21 protein-coding genes are annotated in these 22453 nt (G+C 32.3%); 1 reads left to right on the forward strand and 20 read right to left on the reverse strand.

What is annotated here, in order from left to right:
- Nucleotides 1–38: 38 nt before the first annotated feature.
- On the reverse strand, nt 39–695 hold the full coding sequence (locus ACUN26_RS14815; protein WP_000991792.1) for a YneB family resolvase-like protein: 657 nt from the start codon (nt 693–695) through the stop codon (nt 39–41).
- 141 nt (nt 696–836) lie between these two features.
- On the opposite strand from ACUN26_RS14815, the gene lexA reads away from it, so the two are divergent.
- Complete coding sequence (gene lexA / locus ACUN26_RS14820; protein ID WP_000413736.1) at nt 837–1457, forward strand: transcriptional repressor LexA; 621 nt, start codon at nt 837–839, stop codon at nt 1455–1457.
- Between the two features lie 114 nt (nt 1458–1571).
- Here the strand turns inward: lexA and ACUN26_RS14825 are convergent, their stop codons facing one another.
- The 19 genes from ACUN26_RS14825 to ACUN26_RS14915 all read right to left on the reverse strand — a co-directional run bounded on the left by ACUN26_RS14825 (nt 1572) and on the right by ACUN26_RS14915 (nt 22436).
- Nucleotides 1572–2375: a DUF4097 family beta strand repeat-containing protein gene (locus ACUN26_RS14825; protein ID WP_000976110.1), complete on the reverse strand. Its 804-nt coding sequence runs from the start codon at nt 2373–2375 to the stop codon at nt 1572–1574.
- A complete protein-coding gene (locus tag ACUN26_RS14830) occupies nt 2376–2918 on the reverse strand; it encodes a DUF1700 domain-containing protein (protein WP_001031393.1) in 543 nt (180 codons plus the stop codon).
- Nucleotides 2911–3234 carry a PadR family transcriptional regulator gene (locus tag ACUN26_RS14835; RefSeq protein WP_001102631.1) on the reverse strand — a complete coding sequence of 108 codons (324 nt, stop codon included), beginning with the start codon at nt 3232–3234 and terminating at the stop codon, nt 2911–2913. The genes ACUN26_RS14830 and ACUN26_RS14835 overlap by 8 nt, the downstream gene beginning before the upstream one ends.
- Before the next feature lie 227 nt (nt 3235–3461).
- Entirely contained in the window at nt 3462–5261 is a 1800-nt protein-coding gene (locus tag ACUN26_RS14840; protein ID WP_001106588.1) for an ABC transporter ATP-binding protein, read from the reverse strand.
- A complete protein-coding gene (locus ACUN26_RS14845) occupies nt 5258–6460 on the reverse strand; it encodes a nucleotidyltransferase domain-containing protein (RefSeq protein WP_000409751.1) in 1203 nt (400 codons plus the stop codon). Before ACUN26_RS14845 ends, ACUN26_RS14840 begins: the two co-directional genes overlap by 4 nt.
- Nucleotide 6461: 1 nt before the next feature.
- Nucleotides 6462–6935: a lasso peptide biosynthesis B2 protein gene (locus ACUN26_RS14850; protein ID WP_001028388.1), complete on the reverse strand. Its 474-nt coding sequence runs from the start codon at nt 6933–6935 to the stop codon at nt 6462–6464.
- Nucleotides 6936–6971: 36 nt separating this feature from the next.
- Nucleotides 6972–7280: a lasso peptide biosynthesis PqqD family chaperone gene (locus ACUN26_RS14855; RefSeq protein ID WP_000260275.1), complete on the reverse strand. Its 309-nt coding sequence runs from the start codon at nt 7278–7280 to the stop codon at nt 6972–6974.
- Entirely contained in the window at nt 7243–8214 is a 972-nt protein-coding gene (locus ACUN26_RS14860; protein ID WP_000460442.1) for an HPr kinase/phosphorylase, read from the reverse strand. Before ACUN26_RS14860 ends, ACUN26_RS14855 begins: the two co-directional genes overlap by 38 nt.
- A gap of 76 nt (nt 8215–8290) precedes the next feature.
- Nucleotides 8291–8416 (reverse strand): paeninodin family lasso peptide, encoded by a 126-nt coding sequence (locus ACUN26_RS14865; RefSeq protein WP_000712621.1) that lies wholly within the window; start codon nt 8414–8416, stop codon nt 8291–8293.
- A 15-nt stretch (nt 8417–8431) separates the two neighbouring features.
- Complete coding sequence (locus ACUN26_RS14870) at nt 8432–10369, reverse strand: lasso peptide isopeptide bond-forming cyclase (RefSeq protein ID WP_001274520.1); 1938 nt, start codon at nt 10367–10369, stop codon at nt 8432–8434.
- A 291-nt stretch (nt 10370–10660) separates the two neighbouring features.
- A complete protein-coding gene (locus ACUN26_RS14875; protein ID WP_000557692.1) occupies nt 10661–11824 on the reverse strand; it encodes an aminotransferase class I/II-fold pyridoxal phosphate-dependent enzyme in 1164 nt (387 codons plus the stop codon).
- A 30-nt stretch (nt 11825–11854) separates the two neighbouring features.
- Nucleotides 11855–12550, reverse strand: coding sequence for an HAD family hydrolase (locus ACUN26_RS14880; RefSeq protein WP_000236583.1), 696 nt, complete (start codon nt 12548–12550; stop codon nt 11855–11857).
- A gap of 1 nt (nt 12551) precedes the next feature.
- Nucleotides 12552–13529: an ATP-grasp domain-containing protein gene (locus tag ACUN26_RS14885; protein WP_000509381.1), complete on the reverse strand. Its 978-nt coding sequence runs from the start codon at nt 13527–13529 to the stop codon at nt 12552–12554.
- Nucleotides 13516–14121, reverse strand: coding sequence for a sugar transferase (locus ACUN26_RS14890; RefSeq protein ID WP_000825901.1), 606 nt, complete (start codon nt 14119–14121; stop codon nt 13516–13518). Before ACUN26_RS14890 ends, ACUN26_RS14885 begins: the two co-directional genes overlap by 14 nt.
- Nucleotides 14122–14732: 611 nt before the next feature.
- Nucleotides 14733–16967: a right-handed parallel beta-helix repeat-containing protein gene (locus ACUN26_RS14895; RefSeq protein ID WP_000269322.1), complete on the reverse strand. Its 2235-nt coding sequence runs from the start codon at nt 16965–16967 to the stop codon at nt 14733–14735.
- A gap of 338 nt (nt 16968–17305) precedes the next feature.
- Nucleotides 17306–18865, reverse strand: coding sequence for a lipopolysaccharide biosynthesis protein (locus tag ACUN26_RS14900; RefSeq protein WP_001222558.1), 1560 nt, complete (start codon nt 18863–18865; stop codon nt 17306–17308).
- Between the two features lie 18 nt (nt 18866–18883).
- The gene (locus ACUN26_RS14905; protein ID WP_001084457.1) at nt 18884–20152 is read right to left on the reverse strand and encodes a hypothetical protein; all 1269 of its coding nucleotides are present in this window, start codon (nt 20150–20152) and stop codon (nt 18884–18886) included.
- 43 nt (nt 20153–20195) lie between these two features.
- Nucleotides 20196–21164, reverse strand: coding sequence for a polysaccharide pyruvyl transferase family protein (locus ACUN26_RS14910; protein WP_000370972.1), 969 nt, complete (start codon nt 21162–21164; stop codon nt 20196–20198).
- 63 nt (nt 21165–21227) lie between these two features.
- Complete coding sequence (locus ACUN26_RS14915; RefSeq protein WP_000730211.1) at nt 21228–22436, reverse strand: glycosyltransferase; 1209 nt, start codon at nt 22434–22436, stop codon at nt 21228–21230.
- Nucleotides 22437–22453: the final 17 nt, after the last annotated feature.

Below are 22453 nucleotides of genomic sequence, written 5' to 3' on the forward strand. Positions count from 1 at the left end.
CCCCCTTCTAATCAAAACTGATTATTATCATACAATAGTTACTCTTCTTTATCAAGCAATTGCTTTGTATACTCTACGTATCTACGATGTACAGTCGCTTTTGAAACATTATGACCAAATCCACGAAGCGTTGCCGCAATTTCTTCGAAAGTGAGTTCACTCTTGCGCAAACGTACAATTTCCTCAATTGGCACTTCTTTTTTCTCTCGCCCTACGCTTAAATGACGATTTTTCAAATTATTTTCTGGCCGATAGCCTTTTTCTACCGCGCGTTGCATACCACGTTTAATTTTCAAGTTATGAATCTTTCTTTGATATTCTTCAACAATACTAATTATATCTAATACCATCGAATCAGAATCCGACAATTGTAATTCACCATTATGCGTATGTGTATATACTTTTATTCCCTCTTTATGTAAACAATGCATTAACGCAATCTTCGCATTCCCTCTACCAAGACGTGTTTCATCTTGTATTAGAAGTGCATCAACTTGTTCATCTCGAATTGTATCTAATACTTCTAATATGCCATCACGTTCAATTGTATAGCCACTAGCCTGTTCCTCAATCACTTTTGTCACATTCATTTCATAGCGCTCAGCTAAATGCAATAATTCATCCTTTTGACGCAATAACGATGTTTCTTGTGCTTCTTTTGTTGTACTCACACGTGCATAAACAATTGCATTCATTTTGAACCCTTCTTTCTCGCTATATTTTCTCTCTAGTGTATCATAAATCTCCCTTTTGTTCGAACTTATGTTTGTAGAATGTTTTTTCGCATGTTATACTTATTAATAAGAAAAACGAAAGAAAACGAGGTGTTAGAAAACATGGAAAAGTTAACGAAACGCCAGCAAGACATTCTCGACTTTATTAAGCTAAAAGTACAAGAAAAAGGATATCCACCTTCCGTACGTGAAATCGGTCAAGCAGTCGGCCTCGCTTCTAGTTCTACAGTGCACGGACATTTATCACGACTAGAAGAAAAGGGCTATATCCGACGCGATCCAACAAAACCACGAGCAATCGAAATTTTAGGCGATGACCGAATGGATACAGAAACACAATCTGTTATTCAAGTTCCAATCGTCGGAAAAGTTACTGCCGGTTTACCGATTACAGCAGTCGAAAGTGTAGAAGAGCACTTCCCACTTCCAGCTAGTATCGTTTCTGGATCAGATCAAGTATTTATGTTACGTATTTCTGGAGATAGCATGATTGAAGCTGGTATCTTTGATGGAGATTTAGTTGTTGTCCGCCAACAACAATCTGCATACAACGGTGAAATTGTCGTTGCCTTAACAGAGGATAACGAAGCAACTGTTAAACGTTTCTATAAAGAAAAAGACCACTTCCGTCTACAGCCGGAAAACTCTTCATTAGAACCTATCATTTTAAAACAAGTGTCAGTTATTGGAAAAGTAATTGGCGTATATCGTGATTTACATTAAAAATAATAAAAGAAGATAATTCCCTTATTTATATAGGGAATTATCTTCTTTTATATATTGGTAGATTTTAATTCATTCCAAAAAACTCGAATGAATCTATCTTCTCATCTATTATTAACGTGTTTCTATAGTAACATCTCCAGCAGCCGTTTTGCCGCTAATCTTTTTACTCCCATTACCAATTGTTACGTTTTTATTTTCCTCATTAAAAATTGTCACATCTCCACCAGGAGTTTGCCCAGTTATTACTGCATCTTTTGGTTTTTCCGATAAAGTAATAGTTACATCTCCAGCAGTTGAGCTTGCCTCTACATCATACTTAGGATCATGATCCATAATATATACATCCCCACTAGTCGTTTTTGCTGTTACTTTCCCCATAACCTTTTTAAAGTTCACCTCACCAGCTTTTGTAGATCCCTCTACGTTCTTAGCTGTTACATACTTCAAATCCACTTCTCCTGCCAGCGTTCCAACATTTACGCGGTCACTTTTCACATCACTTATTTCTATTTGTCCAGCTGCTGAATTTACTTTGATCTCTTGGTAAGAACGTTCTGGTACAAATATAGTCAATGTAGACGTTTGAAATCCGAAATTGTAAAAGGAAAAATCAAACGAAACATCTTTTTTTCTTTCCCCAATAACTTTTAATGTGTCACCATCTTCAGTAATACGAATTTCTTGTTTACTTACATCTCCTGTTTGCTTTACATAAAAAGAGGCATCCGGAGATTTTTGGACGACAATATCCCCAGCACCTAACTTAACTTCTATATTTTTTAACGTTTCGTTTTTAATTACGTCTTCTTTATCGCCTTTTTCTGCAGTTTGTACTGCTTTTTCATATGTTTGTGAAATCCCTATTACTCCAATAATGATACAAGCGATAGCTACTAACAATATTTTTTTCATCATCTACTCCCCTTTTATCATTTTGAAGTTCCATATCACATAACGTACGCACAATCTTTTAAACCACTTCGTACTATAATACGCTATCATACATAACAACAAACCTACTCCAACAAATGTTATACTAACGAAAAGATCCAACCATATAAAAGTGCCCATAAATACTTTTACGATAACGAAAAATGGTGTCACTACACTAGCAATCCCACCGACCCAAAAAGAAAATATAAAACCGATAATTGCAACTAAAGGGCCTAACACGATAATAAAATTAAATAAACTAAGTCCAATCGCCGCCATGACAGCTCTTGTAACATTTGAAGTCGATGGATCTTTTTTCATTTCATCGAAACGATACATCGCAAGTAATTCTTTTGCAATTACTTTAGGAGAACCAAGTCCTTTTATTATTTCTAATTCAGTTTTCCCTTCTTCTATCCCAAACTGAAAGTGCTCTTCATAATCAAATAAAATATCTTTCCTCTCTTCTTCCGGTAACTTTCTAAGCTGATTCGATAATTCTCTAAGGAATTGTTCTTTATTCATCCCAATTCACCCCTTCAATAATTTCTTGTACCCCTTTCGCAAAATCACTCCACTCTGTTACTAACAAATGAAGTTGCGTCTCTCCTTGCTCTGTTAGCTGATAATATTTACGAGGCGGTCCTTCCGTGGACTCTTTTAAATACGTTTGAAAATATCCCTCTTTCGTTAAACGACGTAATAATGGATATACTGAACCTTCCGATATTAAAAATTTATTTGAAATTTGCTGTACAAGTTCATAACCGTAACTATCTTTACGTTTCACAAGTGCCAAAACACATAGCTCTAACACACCTTTTTTAAACTGAACGTTCAAATGTAATCCTCCTTTCTTAGTTTAGTACTGTTCAATACACGGTACTAGATATATCCATAATATACCACTTGGTACTATTTATTGCAAGGTACTTGTTTATATGTATTCACTGACTTTAAAAACGCGCAAATAAAATCCCGAATAAGATTCTGTTGTAGTTCACCATTATTCGAGATTTTATTCGATTCGAACTGCATTCATACAAAGCTTCATTCAATTTTTCTCCTCTAAGAACCAACTTCCATTTGTGACCCTAGTAAATTTCGAAATACACCTTTTCTTTCTTTAGCTAGTTGATTAAATTCACCTTTTTGAACAATTTCACCTTTTCCTAAAACAATAACTTGATCTGCATTGCGTATAGTAGATAAGCGATGTGCAATAACAACAATAGTCATTGTTCCTTTCAATCTTTCTATTGCTGATTGGATTTTCACTTCATTTTCAGTATCTAACGCACTCGTAGCCTCATCTAATACTAAAATCGACGGTTTTCTTAAAATAGCTCGAGCCAATACAAGTCGCTGACGTTCACCACCTGAAAGCCTCACCCCACGATCTCCAATCAGTGTATCAAGTCCATTTGGAAGCATTCGTACAAATTCAGTTGCTGCCGCAAATTCTAATGCAGCCCAAATTTGTTCTTCATTTACATTCGAGTCAATCATCATTAAATTCTCTCTTATACTAGCATTAAATAAGAACGGATCTTGTGGTACATAGCTAATAGCCTGTCTTAATGATAATAAATTATCAGTTGTAAGAGGGGTACCATCTATTAACACTTGACCTTTTTCTGGTTGGATTAACCCCATTAACACATCAATTAATGTACTTTTCCCAGCACCAGAATGTCCTACAATTGCCGTCATACTATTTATTGGAATTTGTACATTAATGTTTTGAAGTGCATATAAAGCTTCTTGCTTATTATAACGAAAAGAAACATCCTTACACTCAATACCTTGTTTTATACAAATCGGCTTTATATGTTTTTGCATGTATATATCCTGCATTTCAACCGCTTCATTACACTCCTGTTGCAATTCCCATAATGACTTAAAGGCAGGAATGCTTGCAGCCAGTTGTTCTAAATTTGACTGAATCGTCATGAACCTTGGCCATAATCTTGAAAAAATGAGAATGATTAATAGTAACTGGGCCGTTTGCGCTTGAAACATATTTACTGACAAAAATATAAAAAATGCAATTAATATAGCCATTGAAATTTTATAAAACAATTGAGAGTTTGACCTTATTCTCATATACTCCATTTGTTCGCTACTCATCTTTTTTGTTATAGATTGAAACCAATCCAAACGTGATCCTTCCAAAGTATTGCTCTTTATATCTTTAATTCCATTGAAATGATCTGTTATACCAGAAAGATAGTCTTTTGCCAATTCTGAGGTCTTACCGCCTAGTATCCGTGCTTTTTTTATAAAAACACGAGAAGCTACCAAGAACAATAAGCCAAAGCCCAAAACAAATACAGTGACTTGGGGAGATAATAAAAACGCAAGCCCTACCTGTATGAATGTAAATAGAATAGTAGCTAGCAATTGTAAAATTAAATTAATCCCATAACTAACACGAGCTAATTCTGTAGTTAATATATTAATTAGATTTGTTTTCCTTTTTTCTAAAAAAAATCTCCACTTTGCTTTTAAAATCATACTATATGTTTCTACTCTTAACTTTCGTACAAAAACTTGTTGCGTTCTCGCATCTCTTAACGTTATATTTCTTTGCAGTATATTTTGACTTAACACTATTAATACATATATACCTAAAATAGAAATTAAACTTGTTGTTTTAGGGAAATTCTGCAAAATTCTATAGACAGGTGCAATAAAAGAAGTCTCCTCACCTGTATTAATTATTCCAGTCATACTTATCATAGGAAGTAATAAAATAATACCTATCCCTTCAAGTAAACTGATTAACACCATACCAAATAAATTCACATACAGTATTTTTCCTGCTGAAGAATATAATTTCTTCATAAAATATATAATATAATTCATCGATGTTCCCCCAATAACAAAGCAAACTTCTTCGTTTTTCTCCAAATACATAGAAACGGACGTAAAGGAAAATATAAAAAATGAAGAAATTTAGGTAACGGCAATGTTTTCGCATCAATTGGATAAGGATATAGTTGGCTCATAATAAATAAAGTTTTTTGCTGATTAGACATTAACGAAAATAAATGTCGACTATGATAAGCAAGTACTTCTTCAGGAACCGGATCGGTATGCAAGTTTATCATTTGCTTGAAATAAAACAAGGCTTCTTGCGCTAACTGTTTTGAATGTTTTTTAGCTACTAATTCCATCATTCTTTCATCCATCCGTACACCTAGCAATTGAGATGACAAAATTAATGCTTGTCCTCCTAAATGTAGCATTTGATATGTTTTCATTAGTTTATGAATCTCACTCCAATTAAGATCTTGATTGACAATTTTTTTTATATCTACTAACCAGCGTAATCTGGACCAACCATGTCTAGCACCATGAGATACAAGAAATAAAAATAAATCTTCCTTCCCTAGCATATATACGGAATTACTCGTAAGGGTGCTTTTTCTCTTTCGCTTCCAAAGCTCTTCAAACCCAGGTTCCTTACTAGGTCCGGGATTTAACCGCCAATGAATCTCAAGCTTAATCTGTTTTGTCGGATGAAAAAATGTTATATGATGATGCCTCCATTTCCAATCATTTAATATCGTTTGAATATAATCGTCTTTTACATACCCCTGCTCTAAAAGTAGCATTTCTACTTTTTCTAAATTTTGAATTGGAATAAGAACGTCCAAATCACAGGATGTTCGTAAAGAAATATCTCCATATAAATCCTGAGATAGTACAGGCCCTTTTAGAAAAATCATACGAATCTCATTTTCATTACATATTTTATTTATTCGTTCCATTTCAGCACTTAAATAAAGCATTTGAAATGTATTTTTTTTATATTTTCTATTCAAGGATTGTACAATATGTGAAGGAATTATTTCCTCATCTACCTGTTTAAGTTTTTGATATATCACCGGATAAACGCGATGATGCACAACCTGTTCAAGAAATAATTCCCAATCAATATCCGAAAACCATTCATTGCTGTAAGTTTGCATTGTTTCATCATCTTTTAACTTCAAAATTGCAAAAAGAAGTTTCAATTCCTTAGACATGAACTCTACATTAAGACCAAAATCTTTCTCCATTTTACTCTCCTTTAATAGTGTTCTCACTTAGCCTCTTTGCAAATGATCCAACGACAGTGAATTTCTCCATTCCTTCCGATCCAGTAACATAAAAAGAACCGCTACGTAACCATGCATGTGCAATTAGTGCCCCACTATTATCCTTAGCAGTTCCTAAATAAAGAGTACTCTCAATGTCACGTTTTTCAAGCATTTTCATCCCAGCTATCGCTTTAACGAGACATTGACTTTCCCAAAAAGTATAACGACTCATAATAGAAATTGCTTCGGACACCTCCTTTAGTGTATCCTCGTGTTGCTGAATTTGAGCAACTGATGTTTCGTTCATGTAATCCCCTAAAGAAGGTGCAACTTTGGAAAAGGTAATACTTTTTAGTACACGCGCCCATCCTAAAAAAATAAAAGCCTCTAAAAATAAAAGCTTTGTTTCCATGTTCAGCAATAAAAATACCCTTAACCTTTTCACAATATTCATTAATCCCTTCCTAACAGTTCTTTTGAAATTACAAATCTATCTATTAGGCTGATCTTTTATTTGAATTAACCCTTCTTGAAATAAACACTCTAAAAAGGAAAGAACTTGCTCTTCACAATCTTTTCGTTCAATATCATAGTTGGATACTAGCATAGTAACAAGCTGATTAATTATTATTGGCTTTTCAATAAGCTCCCATATTTCTCCGCCTATTTCACCTAAGTTATAGTACTTTCCTTTCTGGACATTTAACATAACTTTTTCTCCATCCATATCGCTTACTATATTACCTTTACTTTGGACAACGTTATGTTTTAATGATATTTTTCTCGAGTGGACAACCATCAACCATACTCCCTTTCTGTATAGTATTTAAAATAACTTCCACAAGCTCATGAGCTGTAAATCTTGAAGTCGGGCGACTTACTTGAAACATTTCCATTCCACTTGCAATATGAGTTGAAGTTTCAAAATGCCATTCCATTAATCCTAATTTAGAAATCAAAGAACTCCTAAAAGTATGACGGTATAATTTATACAAGCGTGCGAGCCCTTCTATACGGGTCGTCTCAATATCTTCTCCCTGTGTTTTTACTAATTCAATAACACCAGCAAGAGGTAATGGATCTGGAAAGAATTGAGAATTCACAGGAACAGCATACTTCGTTTCTCTTTCAAACAAAGGGCTCAATTGCGCTACTTCCATCCCCAACTCATTTATGCTCTCTTGCCATAATTTTTGTTGTGCGTAAGAAGGATGAACTATTGCAGTATTTTTATTCAAACGAGACACAGCAACTACATCATCACTTAAAAGCTGATATCCTTTATTCAAAAAAGCCGAGGCTAACGTTGATTTTCCAGCTCCTGAATCACCAATTAATGCGTATGCTTTTCCATCTATGGCAATTACACTCCCATGCAATGGGAGTGTTTTACGTTGCATTAAAAGCGCCCCCATACAAGTTCCTAGAATATATAAGCGAATTTTATCTTCTTCTGCGTCTGCCATAGGTGAAAAGGTGATTTTCTCGCCGGCCTGTATAGAAAATATTGCAGTTTGAGGAACATGAAACATAACTACATTATCCTCCACTACAATTGTTTTTTGCTTTTCCGCGCTATATTTACACCACTGTTCTGACAAATCCGTTATTTCAACTTGAACATCTGCCACCTCTTTTTTTTCATTCAGCTGAGACAATTCGGGTAATGGAATTTCACTTACTATTTTTAACCCGAAAGCTTGATATAACACATTCCCCATAGAATCAAACATCCTATCCCCCACATTGTCAATTTTTTGAAAGCTCTTATATAATAAAGCTATATAAGAGCTTTATTTTTCCAATGACTTAACTGTACTTAACTGGATCATCTGGGTCAGGTTGAACAGCATCTGGATATTTATGCCCAGGCCCAGCCATAGTCATATTAATATTAAGTACTTCTAATACAGGTTGTTTCCATTCCTTTTTCATACGTATCACCTCCTTTCATATTGCTTTTTTTATAAATCGATAGAAGATTAAGCTGCGCATTAAAACTCTAAAATCTAAATCAAATGCATATTCTGGTCGAGGTTCTTTACAAATTTTTGAGATAGCTTTCTTAATTACCTCTACATTTAGAAATTCAGAGATTACTGGATCTACACTAAGTTCTTCAACTTCCTCAATAAATTCATTCCAAAAAGGAGCCATACGGTAAACACCATCTGCACCTTGAATACCGCGAACCCGTTGATTCAATCGTACTTTATCAGGAAGGAAGCTCTTTGTGGCTCTCCGGATCAGGGCTCTATCTAAACCATTTTGAACATACTGTTCTTCTGGGACTGACAAACAAAATTGAATCAATCGTAAGTCATTTGTGGGATCACGATCCCATAAGGCATAACGTAATGATAATTTCGTTTCATACGTGCCATTTATGCTCCAATAATATGGTTTTTCAAACTGTTCTCTTTTCATTTCATATGCATTAGAAATAGCGGTGCCTGTTATATCGATTTCTTGTTCTCTAAGTCTGTCAAAAACATTCATTTCCCTTGCAAATTCCGGATTAATTATTACGGAATTTGCATCTTGTTTTCCTGAAAAAAGTAACTGATGCAAAAATGGAAATGCCTTTCGTCTTACCACTTCAAAAACACGTGACTTTTTTACTCCTATATTTCTACTATATAAATATAGTTCACGATAAAAACGAATCCAATGTAGCTTTTTCAATAACATTGCCTGGTAATCTAAAATAGGTCCCCATGATACTGTCCAATTACCTCTTTGACCACTAAGAAGTACTCCTATTCCCTGCTGAGATGCTTTTTCATAAACTCCACTCAACCAAAAAGTATTCTCAAAAAATTTATATGGCATCTCCATTGTTTCCAGCCAATCATCAATTTCCGATAGTGGGCTTCTCTCTGGCAATTCTAAATAATAATCCTGTATATTCCCTACATGCTCTACAGTCGATTGAATAAATGGTCTTTCGTCAGCTATCCTACCTTTGTGTGTCCAATCTTCAAATCCTTCTACTGGAACATAACTATACGTATGTAATTTTTTATTTTCAGTCCGTAAATCCCTTGCAGCAAAACTAACGACAGAACCTGAGTCTAACCCTCCACTCAAATGGGCTCCGACTTGGTGGTGTGTTCGCAAACGTGCCTTCACTGCACTTTTATACACCTCTCGAAACGCCTCTTCATACTCTTCATTTGATTTTAAATTAAGCATTTTCCCAACAGTTGGTGTATAGTATCGTGAAAACTTCACTTCGCCTTCCTTTACCAAAATAGTGTGTGATGGAGGCACTTGTTCTATATATTTGTAAACTGTTAACTGTGGATCTACCGATTCGAAATTTACAGGTATAGCTAAAAATTCAGCAAGCCACTGCTCATTCAATTTTTTCTCAATATACGGTAGAGTAAATAACGGATTTATAATGGTACAAAAAGCAAGTTTTTCCTCACCACGATAAAAATAAAGGGTCCGACTTCCTGAAAAATCTCTGGCACCAAAAAGAATTTGTTTTTTCTCATCCCAAATCATAAAGGCAAAATCGCCTACCAAATATTTTGGAGCCGCTTCCCCCCATTTCTGATAAGAGAGTAAAATCAACTCACTATCTGTCATGTTTTTTCTATCCGAATAATCCACTTGTAATTTTTCAAATAACTCATTACGATTATCAATAATAGCATCTGCTGTAATTGCCAATTGCTTTTCATAATTATAAAAGGGTAATTGTTCACCAACTGACTCTGGTGTAATCCATTGTGCATGACATCCTAGAAAAGCATTTTCTTTGTGCCATATTTGAATATCGTCAGCAGGGTACTTTTGTAATTCACTCATTAATCGTGTGCCATGTTCAATTGATATAGGTTCATTATTAAAGTGAATAATGCCAGTTATAGCGCTCATTTCTTCCTCCTAATATATGAAAAGTTACTACAATTACTATTTACATATTAAATTCGTTAAACATACCCCTTTATCATTCTTTTTAAAGAACGAAATTTTTTATTTTTATTACTTTCTCAATTACATGCTTTAATTTACTCTCAGACTTATATATTATAGACATTTCCAAATCTATACTCCTCCCTTTTTTTATGTAAATTGAAACTGAACACTAGAAAAGATTCATTATAAAGAACAATTAGTGGTACGTATACAAATCTAATTCAAATTCCATTTTCACTTACTTTTCTTTTAATTCTTCCATTCTACAGCTTTTAAAATGCTTTGAATTACCCTTTGTTGATCTTCTGCTAACATATTAGATCCTGAAGGCAAACAAATTCCACTTTGAAATAGGTACTGCGACACATCTTCATTTTTGCTATGCGGATAATACTTCATCTCTTTAAAGAGCGACTGCATATGAAGTGGCTTCCACATAGGACGCGCTTCAATGTTCTCTTCTGCTAAAATTCTCAACAATTTCCCAATAGAAATCCCAGATTCCTTTTCATCAATTGTCAATGTAGTAAGCCAACGATTTGGGCGAGTATGTTCTAATTCAGGCATAAAATAAAACCCTGGCATGTTAGATAGCGCTTCGTAATACCGTTTATATACAAATCTTCTAGCTCTCACCCTATCTTCTAACACTTCTAATTGTCCTCTACCAATACCAGCTAAAATATTACTCAGTCGATAATTATACCCTATCTCACTATGCTCATAATGTGGAGCTGGATCCTTTGCTTGTGTCGCTAAAAATCTCGCTCTTTCCAATGCTTCTACATCATTAGAAACTAGCATTCCACCACCTGAAGTTGTAATAATTTTATTTCCATTAAATGAATAAACACCAAATTTCCCGAATGTACCGCTTGCTTTTCCTTTATATGTAGAACCAAGAGATTCTGCTGCATCCTCAACTATAGGAACATTATATTGATGACAAAGTGAGAGAATTTCATCTAGTTTAGCACTCTGACCATATAAATGAACAAGAATGATAGCCTTAGGCAAATTCCCCATTTTATTAGCTTCATATAATGCATGTGCCAATGCACTCGGTGACATATTCCAGGTTTCCGGTTCTGAGTCAATAAATACCGGTTCCGCTCCCAAATAAACAATCGGATTTGCACTCGCTACAAAAGTAAAACTGGAACAAAATACTGTATCTCCCTTTTGAATACCTAATAACTGCAAAGCTAAATGAATAGCAGCAGTACCTGAACTAACTGCAGTACCTCCTCTAACTCCTACAAAAGATGCAAGTTCTCGTTCAAACCCATCGACATTTGGCCCAAGAGGAGCAACCCAGTTTGTATCAAATGCATTTTGGATATATTTTTGTTCATTCCCACTCATGTGCGGAGAGGAAAGGTAAATTCGCTTTTTATGCTGAACTGTGTGCATGTAAACACATCCTTTATACATATTTAAATACTATGTATCTAAAAACATATGCTTTAATACAGATATATCAGATAATCTCCTTAAATTATCAATTGTATAATGTGCTTTATAAGCTTGCTCAACTATAAGATTATGGTAAATTCCATCTTCTCTACTAATATGGATCGTTAACCATTTCAATTTCTTGGCCGTTATAAAATCCTTACTTAAATTATCTCCTATATAGACACATTGCTCATGAGGCACCTGTAATTCCTTACTTATTTTTTCATAAGGAATTTTGCTTGGTTTCCAACATTCTTTTCCTAGCTTATCAGTGAGAATTATTGAATGAACCCTCTCTTTTAACTTTAATGCATTTATTTTTCTTTTTTGAGCAACTAAATATCCATCTGAAATAAGTCCTATTTTAACGGTATTAACCAAATTATTTAGTACCCAATCCGCTTCATCCAACAATTGAATATCTGGTTTATGGAACCTATACTGTTCTATCAAATTACTAATCAATTTTTCATCATAATCAATGTCTAACTTTTTAAGTGTTTTATTAAACACAAACTTTCTTTCACCTGAATTGAATAATCGAATTGCGATATTATAAAAACCAATTTTTCCATAGTTATCTTTAATCCAATCATCCACTGCTTTAAAGCCACTTACGACATAATCTTTCTCTTTATATAAAGTATCATCCATATCAAAAACAATTGCTTGAATCACCATATTAAATACTCTCCATAAAAACCGCTTCGTCATATCTAAGCATTGTTAAATTTTCTCTCCAATTAAAGTCTTTATCTATAAAGACTTCCCCCTGACACATTTTAATTGTCCAAAGTGGAAAATTCGCTCCTGCTTCTATTGATAGTGGTATTCCTCCTCCAAAACGAGGGTTTATTTCAATAAACGTAATTTGCCCATCCTCCTTTTTAAAACATTGTAAAGTAATACATCCAATAGGATTAGGAAGAGCTTTTATTACAGTTTCTGCTGCTTGGATGATGTCAAAATCTTTCTTGGTCACACCTTTACTTACCTCACCTGCTCGTGTCTCTATACGCAATCTAGGAACGATCGTTTTTATATTCCCATAGAAATCTACCATGACATCTATAGTGTATTCCTCTCCTGAAACGTACTCTTGTATCATAGCGTTAGGTATATACTCCTTAAAAAATTCCAATTCCTTTTCATTCATTATTTTTGTTACACCTTTACTAGAACTGCCATCAAAAGGTTTAATTAATAGTGGAAATTGATATTCCTTTCTTCCAATCTCTTCATCACTATACACTCTAGGAGTTGGTATATTATTAGAGACAAAAAAGTTATATGTGTATTTTTTGTTATTAGCAATTTTATTTAATTCCATACTAGAAACTAGTACTTTTACACCAATACCTTCAAAAACCTCCGAATTATTAGCCATAAGGATTAATTCCGTATCAATTAACGGAATTATTAGATTTATCATTTCAGATCTACATATTTTTAACAATTCATTTATATATCCTTCTTCATTTACACGCGGAACAATAAAATGCTTATCGCTAAAGTAAATGGTAGGAGCAGTTTCTTTTAAGTCTGCAGTAAAGATTTTCCCTTTGATTCCTACTTGTTCAAATACCTCCTTAAATTTTTTAATTAAAGTGACCCTCCTACCAGAGCTAGTAAACAAAATGTTCATTTTATTCCCCCCCATGCTCGATTCCCCCCTTAAAAACTGGCATAGTCACATGCTTATTATTTGTTATCCCTTCCGATTTTAAAACCTTACTAAAAGTTAGATATAAAATTTTCAAATCTAAAAGAAAACTTTGATTCTCAACATACCATACATCTAATTTAAATTTCTCATCCCATGAGATACTATTTCTTCCATTAATTTGAGCCCATCCAGTGATTCCGGGTTTAACATTATGCCTTTTAGCTTGCTCTTGCGAATATAAAGGCATATATTCCATTAATAATGGTCGAGGGCCCACCAAACTTAATTGACCTTTTAGCACATTTATTAATTGTGGTAATTCGTCCAAACTATATTTCCTCAGGAATTTTCCAACTTTAGTTAATCTAGCGTAATCTGGTAAGAGCTCCCCGCTATTATCTCGCTCATTGGTCATCGTACGAAATTTATAAAGATAAAAGGGTTTTCCATGTAACCCTGGACGTTGTTGTCTAAATAAAATAGGTGATCCTATCTGGGTTTTAACTATAATTGCTACTAAAAGAATAATGAAAAAAAAGCAAATTAATAATAATAAAGAAATAAAGATATCCAACAGTCTCTTCATTACCAATCATTCCCCCATCTTAAATTATTACAAATGCTTTTCCAAAGTGAAATAATATATAAAGTATTCATTACGGATTGAAATCAAGTATTTTCAAGTTGTAAGTAAAGAATTGTATTCAATTTTTCTTTACTTATCACCTGCAAACATTTTCTTTAGTACACAACTTTAAAACTTAATAAGTAGAAGAAAGCAATACACATAGGTGCAAAATATATTTTCCAAATGCTTATCCAAGAGACTATTACACACTGTAAAAATCTCAAAAAGTATATTCACAAAAACAATTTTATAAACAACGCTTAATAGTATAAAAAAACATTTATTATTAAAACATTCTCCTACTCACTATTTTTTAGTATGCAGTTAACGTAATAACAAAAAGCTATTATGTTTATAAAAAACATAATAGCTTTTCTCTTTTCTATAGTAGTAACTAAAAGTCAATAAGCATATTATCTATTAGGAATTAGACTATTTCGAATGATTACATTGGACAAAACCCTTCCATGTACCATTATATAATACTTTATAGACATATTTATTAAGAGCCACTCTACTTCATTTCTCATAACTTTTTGAAACTATTCAAATTTAATTATCACCATGCATTAATTTGAATCGATTACACCATTAACAATATTTCCTTGTAAAAATTCCCTCCCCGTAATTGTAATTTTCGCATTATTTAACACGTTATTTTGAATTACTACTTGAGGTGTACTACTCGTTGTTCTATTATCTATCCCAACTTGCATCAAATTTGTGGAATTTATAATATTATTTTGAATTATCACTTGCTTACCAGTAAACGCTGCATCCAAAACAATAATAGCTCTCTGAAGAGTATCATTTGTAATTTTTATAGTATTTCCCCTTAACACTATTTCATCAGATACATTTTGAATATTCAAGACCGTACCATTTGGTTTTTCTATATGACAATCTATCATCTTGAATGCTTTGAGGTTATTCACTGTAAATAACGTGTTATTTCTATCTATACTAAAGAACTTGCAACCTTTTAATTCTAAAGTGCTTCCTGTACTTGCTATCCCCAAAAAGATTACATCCTTAAAAAAGCAATTTGTATACGTCCCTGCAACTAGGGTTGGGGGTTTAACATTATTAAATATAATATTTTCAAATATCCATCCTGATTTAACTGTTCCTACTGGTACATAATTTAAATACAAAACGTCTTGTCCTTCAAATATACAATTTGAGATAGTTTGCGGTTCATTTTTCAGCTCTAATGTCCACTGATACAATGATGACAAGGAATTAAGTTTATCTGTATCGTTTATAAAACGACAGGAATCAACTTTAACCGCATATGGAAAGGGAGTATCAATAATCATTTTACTATTAGAAAAAACATTATCCGATATATTAATAGATCGATTTACATATACACCTTGAACATTTACTTGCGCTCCGTATACATAATTATTGGAAAAAATAACATCTCCTAACAAAGAGACCTTGGTTAATCGGATATTATTCCCTGTTACGATTACCCTATCTGCACCACCATTAATAGACAACCCAACATAAGCATTTGTAATGGTATTCATAATAGAATTATTCGATATATAGATAAATTTCCCATTTACAACAATAATATTATAATTTTTATTATCATGAAAATTATTTCTTTCAATATATATATATTGATTTAAATCATATCCATCTTCAATATCTAGTCCACTTTGTGGATTGGTACCTGCGATGTGATGAATATCATTATCTCGAATATATACATTCTTTGCCCCACATACACTAATCCCTTGTCTACGGCAATCATGTAAATTACATTTTTCTATATAAGTATATTGCGAAAAAGAAGGTACCCGAACATTTATTAAACAATTTGCAGGAGCAGGAACATTCCCTTGATGCAAAACAACTTTAGCATAACTTGCTCCATTAGGGACTTCTACTTCATCAAAGAATTGTACATTGGTTTTTGAAGATAAAAATATATTGTTTGAAGTGTAAAAAATGACATCATAATAATCGCATTTTATTTCAGAACCCAATGCTCCAAATCCATTTCCATATAATCCAAAGTAACCATACTTTACAATAGCCACTTGGTTCATATCAATTTGCAAATTGGAACGTATCTTTGTTGTACTACTTACCAATGAACCATCTGTTGTATTAATTGCTCCCTGTTCAAATGAACTTGCTAATGCTGTAGGAAAAGGTGAAATCTGCCCAAAAGTACTGTTCAGTGTAATGGCATCTCCTGTACAATCTAAAATATCTAGATTATCTAAAGATACAAACCGTGTATTGTTCCCCCCATCAGCAGGTGGAGTAAAACTCCCCAATTCAATGCCGTACCCTGCCTCATGTGTTCCCCCACTAGAGTAATCATGTGTATATCTATCTCCTTGGATAATACCATTTGTTATCCTAGAATATACTTGATTTCTACGAAAACTTATAATTGCATATCCAGTCAAATTATTTGTTTCCATTTTTAATGTCGAACCGTTTAGATTCAAAGTTAAATGACTTGGTGGTTCGATGGGTGTTTGTTTATCAATCAAATATATTCCTCTAGGTAACACAACTTCCGTATAACCTTGTTGAGCCGCCCATACTAGAGCATTATTAATACCTTGGGAAGTATTGATAGCATCAGTCCCATCATTCTTAACATCCCATCTATCTAATTCTAATACATATATACTTGTAGAATTTGTAGCTTCAAATGATTTTGGAATCCATTTTAATTGCGTACTATCATAAGTTAAAATGTCATTATGAAAAGGAGGCTTGGACACCAAATCTAAATCATTCAAATTCCCAAGATTATCCCTTCTTCTCCACATCAATTCACACCTCTTTTTTGCTTTTCTACATCTTATGTTTCATAAGGTAAATTGATTGGATATAAGAGAAGTAATATCACTTTTTATTGTTTTTAGAGATCCATTATTTAGAAAGTCTTTTTACAATTCCTTTCTAAAAAGGTCTATTCTTACTAGCTGTTTTCATTTCAATACTCTTTTATTTATAACTATTTAAACTTACAATATTATTAAAAAGACACTATACTCTTTATACCTAACGCCCCTATTATTACCTACTATTATTTTCAGAACAACCTAAAATCTCTTCCGTAAATAAAGCATTTTTTACTGTGATATGGAAAAAATAAAATTATAATTTATGGATAATTATCATTCGGAAATTTCCGAGTTAATATTTTCGGCTTTATTTTTTTTATTAATATCCGGGTTAAATTAAGGAAATATCTATACTCTTCCGCCTCTTTAAATACCATCCAAAAGATCAGATTCGGAATAATCAGACACAAAATACTACGTATTGCCATGTCCATAAATATATTTATGTGAAAAATATAACCAATAAAATCCGTTGCTATAATAGAAAATAATACAAGCACTACAAACAAAATATATCTAATAAAATATACTTTTACAGATTTTTTGAAAATCATTTTAAATATAATATAAGGGTCATACCAAAAGTAAGTACATAATCTACTAATAACAGTCCCTAAAAGCACTCCTGCTATTCCTATTTGTTTCGCAAGAATTATAGAAACTACAATATTTATAATTGCCGCTATAATAGGTCTGTACTTCCCTTTTTTAAATAAACCTGTGGTTTCTCTAAACATTGTAGTTGTATTTTGCATTCCTGAAGTGAAAAAATTAAGTAATATGAAAAATAATACATACTTATTAAACACATATTCCTCACCTAACCAGATTGTTATAAAAGGATTTATCAAATTCCAAAGGCAAACTGTACAAAATCCATATATCCAAAAATTTAAAAAGTTAATTACACGAAAAATAAAATATTTTTTTTCTGCATTTTCTTTCACATTCAAATTTCCAACACTAGCAGTGATAGAATAAAACAAATAGCCTAATAAGGTATTTAATGTATTTAAGATCAACAAATAATTTGAATAAACCCCAACCCAAATAACCCCAATAAATTTCGATATAACTATATTATCTGTTGCATTAATTACTACACCACTAATTTTATATAGCAACAAGGAATACAAATTCTCAAAAAACTCACGTCTGTCTGTCTTAGATAATTTCGCATTATTTTTTTCTTTTAAAAATGGATATAATTTATTTGCCTTATTTGCAATATATACATTCTCAATTACTTTTAATGTTAATTGAGCTACCAGTACTACAATGTAATCACTAATAATTATTAATAAAACAATTTGTAATGCATTAGATATAATCATGAACAAAGTGTGTATTTTAGAAATAATATAGTTACTTTGATCAGCAATAATAATAGATTGCTTATATACAAAATAATATGATGACACTGAACTTATTAAAAATAAAAGATAGATAATGTTAATGTCTTTAATCGTAGTATCTGCATTCACTAAATGATCAAGAAATGGCAATAGAGATAACCCTATTAATAAAACTACTACTCCTATTAATCTGTATGCTTTTTGATATAAATTCATTAATGCCTGTATTTTATAAATATCCTTCTCAGCTAATGGCCTATATAAACTATATATTATAGCTGTATCAAATCCTAAATTAGCTAGGGAAAACATCAATAGTATACTTGTAAAAAGCCCATCCACACCTAAATATTCTATACCGAGTGTAAAAATAAAAACAGTTCGAACAACAAATCCCATACCAATACTAATTATTTGTCCAGACAAACCGAATAAAATATTTTTTAAGGAGTTTTGTATTCTCATCGTAATACCTTCTATATTTTAATTGTTTTGCGTACCCACTCTACTAAATTTGGCACTAATCTTCCTCTTTAAAATCGGGAAAAACTTTGTTATCCTGTATTTTAATAACGCTTTTCTTCGTTGCGCCTTGAAATCATAATCTAGAAACCAATTTAGTAAATTTTTATCTGTAATACAATCACAATTTTGTTTCATTCGCACTTGGATTAAATTCCAATACATTTCAATGAATGTATTAGTAAAAAACTTCACCTCATTATTTAAAGAAGTTTTAACGTACTGATAAAGATTACTTGGAATATTAAAACCATATTCACGAGGGTCTCTCCCTTCAGCAATAATTCCCATAATTGTTCTTAAACATTTTTCACATTTACAACAATTTTCTTCATTTTTAAAACATACCCTGATATTAACAGGTTCTTTACTAGCTGAATAATGGTCCACAACAACTTTAATCTTTTCTTGTCTAGTAAGTTCGTATCCATCATGAAAGACTGTTCCAGATGCATATTTTATTTCATTATCCACAGTTGGATCAGATGCACAAGTAACTTGATATAATGGGGAATTAGAACTTGCAATATATATACATTTTATCTTAAGTTTAAAAGCTATTGGAATAGCTGCAGATATTATTGCTAGACCATGATGCAATCCATGCCACCATGTATCGTTTAACTTTTCTCTAAAATCATGGTCAATGTTCCCTGCAATTATAAAGGTCCCATAGTTAGATTGTATAAAAATATTTTCTAGTCCATTATCCTTTACAAAATTTACGGCATTTTCTTTATCTGCCTCCCATACTTTACTACCCTCTATTTCATTTTCATGCCATCCATATTCAGTAACTAGCAAGGGGTGTTTATCTTTTATTCTTATAAATGTAGTAAGTGCATCCAATCCACCACTAAATAAAGATGCCGCTTCAAGTTCCGGAATGTAAACATTATCAATAATTTCTCCTACAACCATGGATCCTTTAAATTTCACACCAGGAAACATGTTTTGATATGCATTTTTTATATTATTTAAACAAATATAAAAAGATTTATCTAATTCATTTATTACTATTGTTGAATTAGTAATCCATACAAGAGGAACTACATTCGCAACAAACGGAATAGCCAAAATACTTAAAGAGATGTCAGATACATCATAGTTATATTCAAGAAACATATGATTACTTGTCTTAAAATACTTTTGTAAATCCCCCTTAATACTAAAATAATAATCAACTCTATTATTTCTTACGACAATTTTATCGAGAATTATACTATTCATTTGAGCCTCCTAATAAATCGCCATTTTTATCACAATACATTTGTTAATTAGAGAACTGTTTTAACCATTGATTTACTACATCAAAATTCACTTGAACATCCGTGATAAACTCTGCATTTATCATTTTTTCGAGATTATTTAAATCTTCTCTATCAATCAGATTTAAATTATACGTTTCCCCCATCCCCTTAGCTCTTTCATCTATAGAGATAATTATTGCACGTTTTTTATGACGCATAGCAAATATACCGCCATGTAAACGTGTTCCAATATAATCAACGGCTGTATTTAGGATTTTTTCATATGCCTCTATAGTAGGAGATATAATTTTTATACCTTGTATACCCTCTAAAGATTTTAAATATTCAAAATCATCAGCGTCTTGTATCCAAAAGTAGACATTTTCATAACTTTTGTTAAGTATATCTATCAGTAATTGATCTTTTTCACGATCTTTAGAATGATGAGTTAATGTAAAAACAACCGATTCCGATTTTCCACTCGGAATTCCCCTACAAAAATCAGGCGTAAAAGACCACAAAGTTGCACAACCAGTATTTAGAGCTTTAAACCCCATTTCTTCTAAAAATTTTTTTGTTCTTTCATCTCTAACGCTATGTATATATTCATGCGATAAAACTTTTCTATATAACATTTTTGTATAGGGATTTATTTTATTCCCTTTGCCTGCACCCACTCCAACCAGAATACTCCCCTTTAAAGGACCATAATTAAATATATTTATATTCCACTGTGGAAAATGAGTAAACATATCCATTGCTAGCAAATTCGAACCACCTACAAACTTATATTTCGCATCACTATAAATCTTTACCCTATTTGATTTTCTCGCTACTTGGTACCAATGAAAAGGTGAAACATGAGTAGGTAATGTTAAAACATATGCATTTTTAGTTATATCAGAAAGATGATGCTTTACACACTTCATTATTATATCGTCACCCTTGTTAAGAGAACCTACTGATGTATCTAATACTAAAACATTATCCATAAAAATAATTCCCCCAAGTATCTTTTATAAATAGTAAAAGATTTTTTAGTTTTATAGCTTAATCTATTCTAATTCAATTAACCTATATATCTTTTCCACTTCTATTTCATTACCATAATTTTTTTGGCTTACATTATTAACAATTTCATTTCTGAATTCAACATCATCAATCATTTTTTTTATTCCTTCGACAATTCCCTTTATACCCATTGGACAAATATATCCATCTACGCCGTTCTCCAACTGACTTTTGGCAGTTGAAAAATTAGTTATTAATACTGGTTTCTTAAGAATTTGCGCTTCCCGAACTGTTACTGCCTTCCCTTCGTATCTAGAAGGTTGTACATAAATATCACATGCTTTTATGTACGGGTACGGATTAATCTTCTTACCTAGTAAAACAAATTTATCTTGAAGTCCTAGTTTATCTATCAACAATTTAAGTTCCGCTTCTTGCGGCCCATATCCAACTATGTACCACTCGATATCATACCCTTGATCTAATAACTGTCTAAGCGCATATATAGCGTCATCAATTCCTTTAGCATGCGAAAGTCTAGCAACAGTAATTAACTTGATTCGCGCGCTATTTATTGATATTTCCTGAGTAATATCTCCTTCATTGGATTGTTCACAAACAAATTCAGAATCTATTATATTTTCTATCACTTGCACCTCTTTATTAATATAAGGTAGACTATTCAGGAATGTATCTCTACAACTTTCAGAAACCGCCACGATATCATCCATTTCCCTCCACATTTTACATTCCATTTCTTTGTTAAGTTGTATGTTCGAATAATCAGTATGAATCCACCCAATTTTTCTTTTCGCTCGAACTTTATCCCCTATAAAATAATGCGGCCATAAAAAACTTATCGCAACATCGTACTCTTCTCTCAATTTTGGAAGAAATGGAAGAGATATTCTCCATCCATATTGAATGACAAAGTATCCAGGTTCTTTACTATTTACAAACCTTCCATGCATAACACCCATAACTTTTCCTATCATCCTAGTAATTCCAATTGAGAAATGCCCTTCTTGTAATATCTGTTTAATTGATTTTCTAAAAGTAGTATATTGTTGCAATTCTTCTAATAAATTCGGCTCTTTGGGTAGTAAAGAGAAAAATCCTCCTTCATGTTTAAATAACATTAAATCTATATCATACTTACTGTAATCAATTGTATTTAATAAACCAATCAAACTTCTTTCTACTCCACCAATTTCCATATCAAAAGATGTAATTAATATTCTTTTCTTTTTCATAATAGGATACCTCACAA

This window comes from Bacillus sp. WC2503, from assembly GCF_052682895.1.

Coding starts and splice junctions, on each gene's coding strand:
- ACUN26_RS14815 (WP_000991792.1), bottom strand. CDS start 695: ATGAATGCAATTGTTTATGCACGTGTGAGTACAACAAAAGAAGCACAA.
- lexA (WP_000413736.1), top strand. CDS start 837: ATGGAAAAGTTAACGAAACGCCAGCAAGACATTCTCGACTTTATTAAG.
- ACUN26_RS14825 (WP_000976110.1), bottom strand. CDS start 2,375: ATGATGAAAAAAATATTGTTAGTAGCTATCGCTTGTATCATTATTGGA.
- ACUN26_RS14830 (WP_001031393.1), bottom strand. CDS start 2,918: ATGAATAAAGAACAATTCCTTAGAGAATTATCGAATCAGCTTAGAAAG.
- ACUN26_RS14840 (WP_001106588.1), bottom strand. CDS start 5,261: ATGAATTATATTATATATTTTATGAAGAAATTATATTCTTCAGCAGGA.
- ACUN26_RS14845 (WP_000409751.1), bottom strand. CDS start 6,460: ATGGAGAAAGATTTTGGTCTTAATGTAGAGTTCATGTCTAAGGAATTG.
- ACUN26_RS14850 (WP_001028388.1), bottom strand. CDS start 6,935: ATGAATATTGTGAAAAGGTTAAGGGTATTTTTATTGCTGAACATGGAA.
- ACUN26_RS14855 (WP_000260275.1), bottom strand. CDS start 7,280: ATGGTTGTCCACTCGAGAAAAATATCATTAAAACATAACGTTGTCCAA.
- ACUN26_RS14860 (WP_000460442.1), bottom strand. CDS start 8,214: ATGTTTGATTCTATGGGGAATGTGTTATATCAAGCTTTCGGGTTAAAA.
- ACUN26_RS14865 (WP_000712621.1), bottom strand. CDS start 8,416: ATGAAAAAGGAATGGAAACAACCTGTATTAGAAGTACTTAATATTAAT.
- ACUN26_RS14870 (WP_001274520.1), bottom strand. CDS start 10,369: ATGAGCGCTATAACTGGCATTATTCACTTTAATAATGAACCTATATCA.
- ACUN26_RS14875 (WP_000557692.1), bottom strand. CDS start 11,824: ATGCACACAGTTCAGCATAAAAAGCGAATTTACCTTTCCTCTCCGCAC.
- ACUN26_RS14880 (WP_000236583.1), bottom strand. CDS start 12,550: ATGGTGATTCAAGCAATTGTTTTTGATATGGATGATACTTTATATAAA.
- ACUN26_RS14885 (WP_000509381.1), bottom strand. CDS start 13,529: ATGGGGGGGAATAAAATGAACATTTTGTTTACTAGCTCTGGTAGGAGG.
- ACUN26_RS14890 (WP_000825901.1), bottom strand. CDS start 14,121: ATGAAGAGACTGTTGGATATCTTTATTTCTTTATTATTATTAATTTGC.
- ACUN26_RS14895 (WP_000269322.1), bottom strand. CDS start 16,967: ATGTGGAGAAGAAGGGATAATCTTGGGAATTTGAATGATTTAGATTTG.
- ACUN26_RS14900 (WP_001222558.1), bottom strand. CDS start 18,865: ATGAGAATACAAAACTCCTTAAAAAATATTTTATTCGGTTTGTCTGGA.
- ACUN26_RS14905 (WP_001084457.1), bottom strand. CDS start 20,152: ATGAATAGTATAATTCTCGATAAAATTGTCGTAAGAAATAATAGAGTT.
- ACUN26_RS14910 (WP_000370972.1), bottom strand. CDS start 21,164: ATGGATAATGTTTTAGTATTAGATACATCAGTAGGTTCTCTTAACAAG.
- ACUN26_RS14915 (WP_000730211.1), bottom strand. CDS start 22,436: ATGAAAAAGAAAAGAATATTAATTACATCTTTTGATATGGAAATTGGT.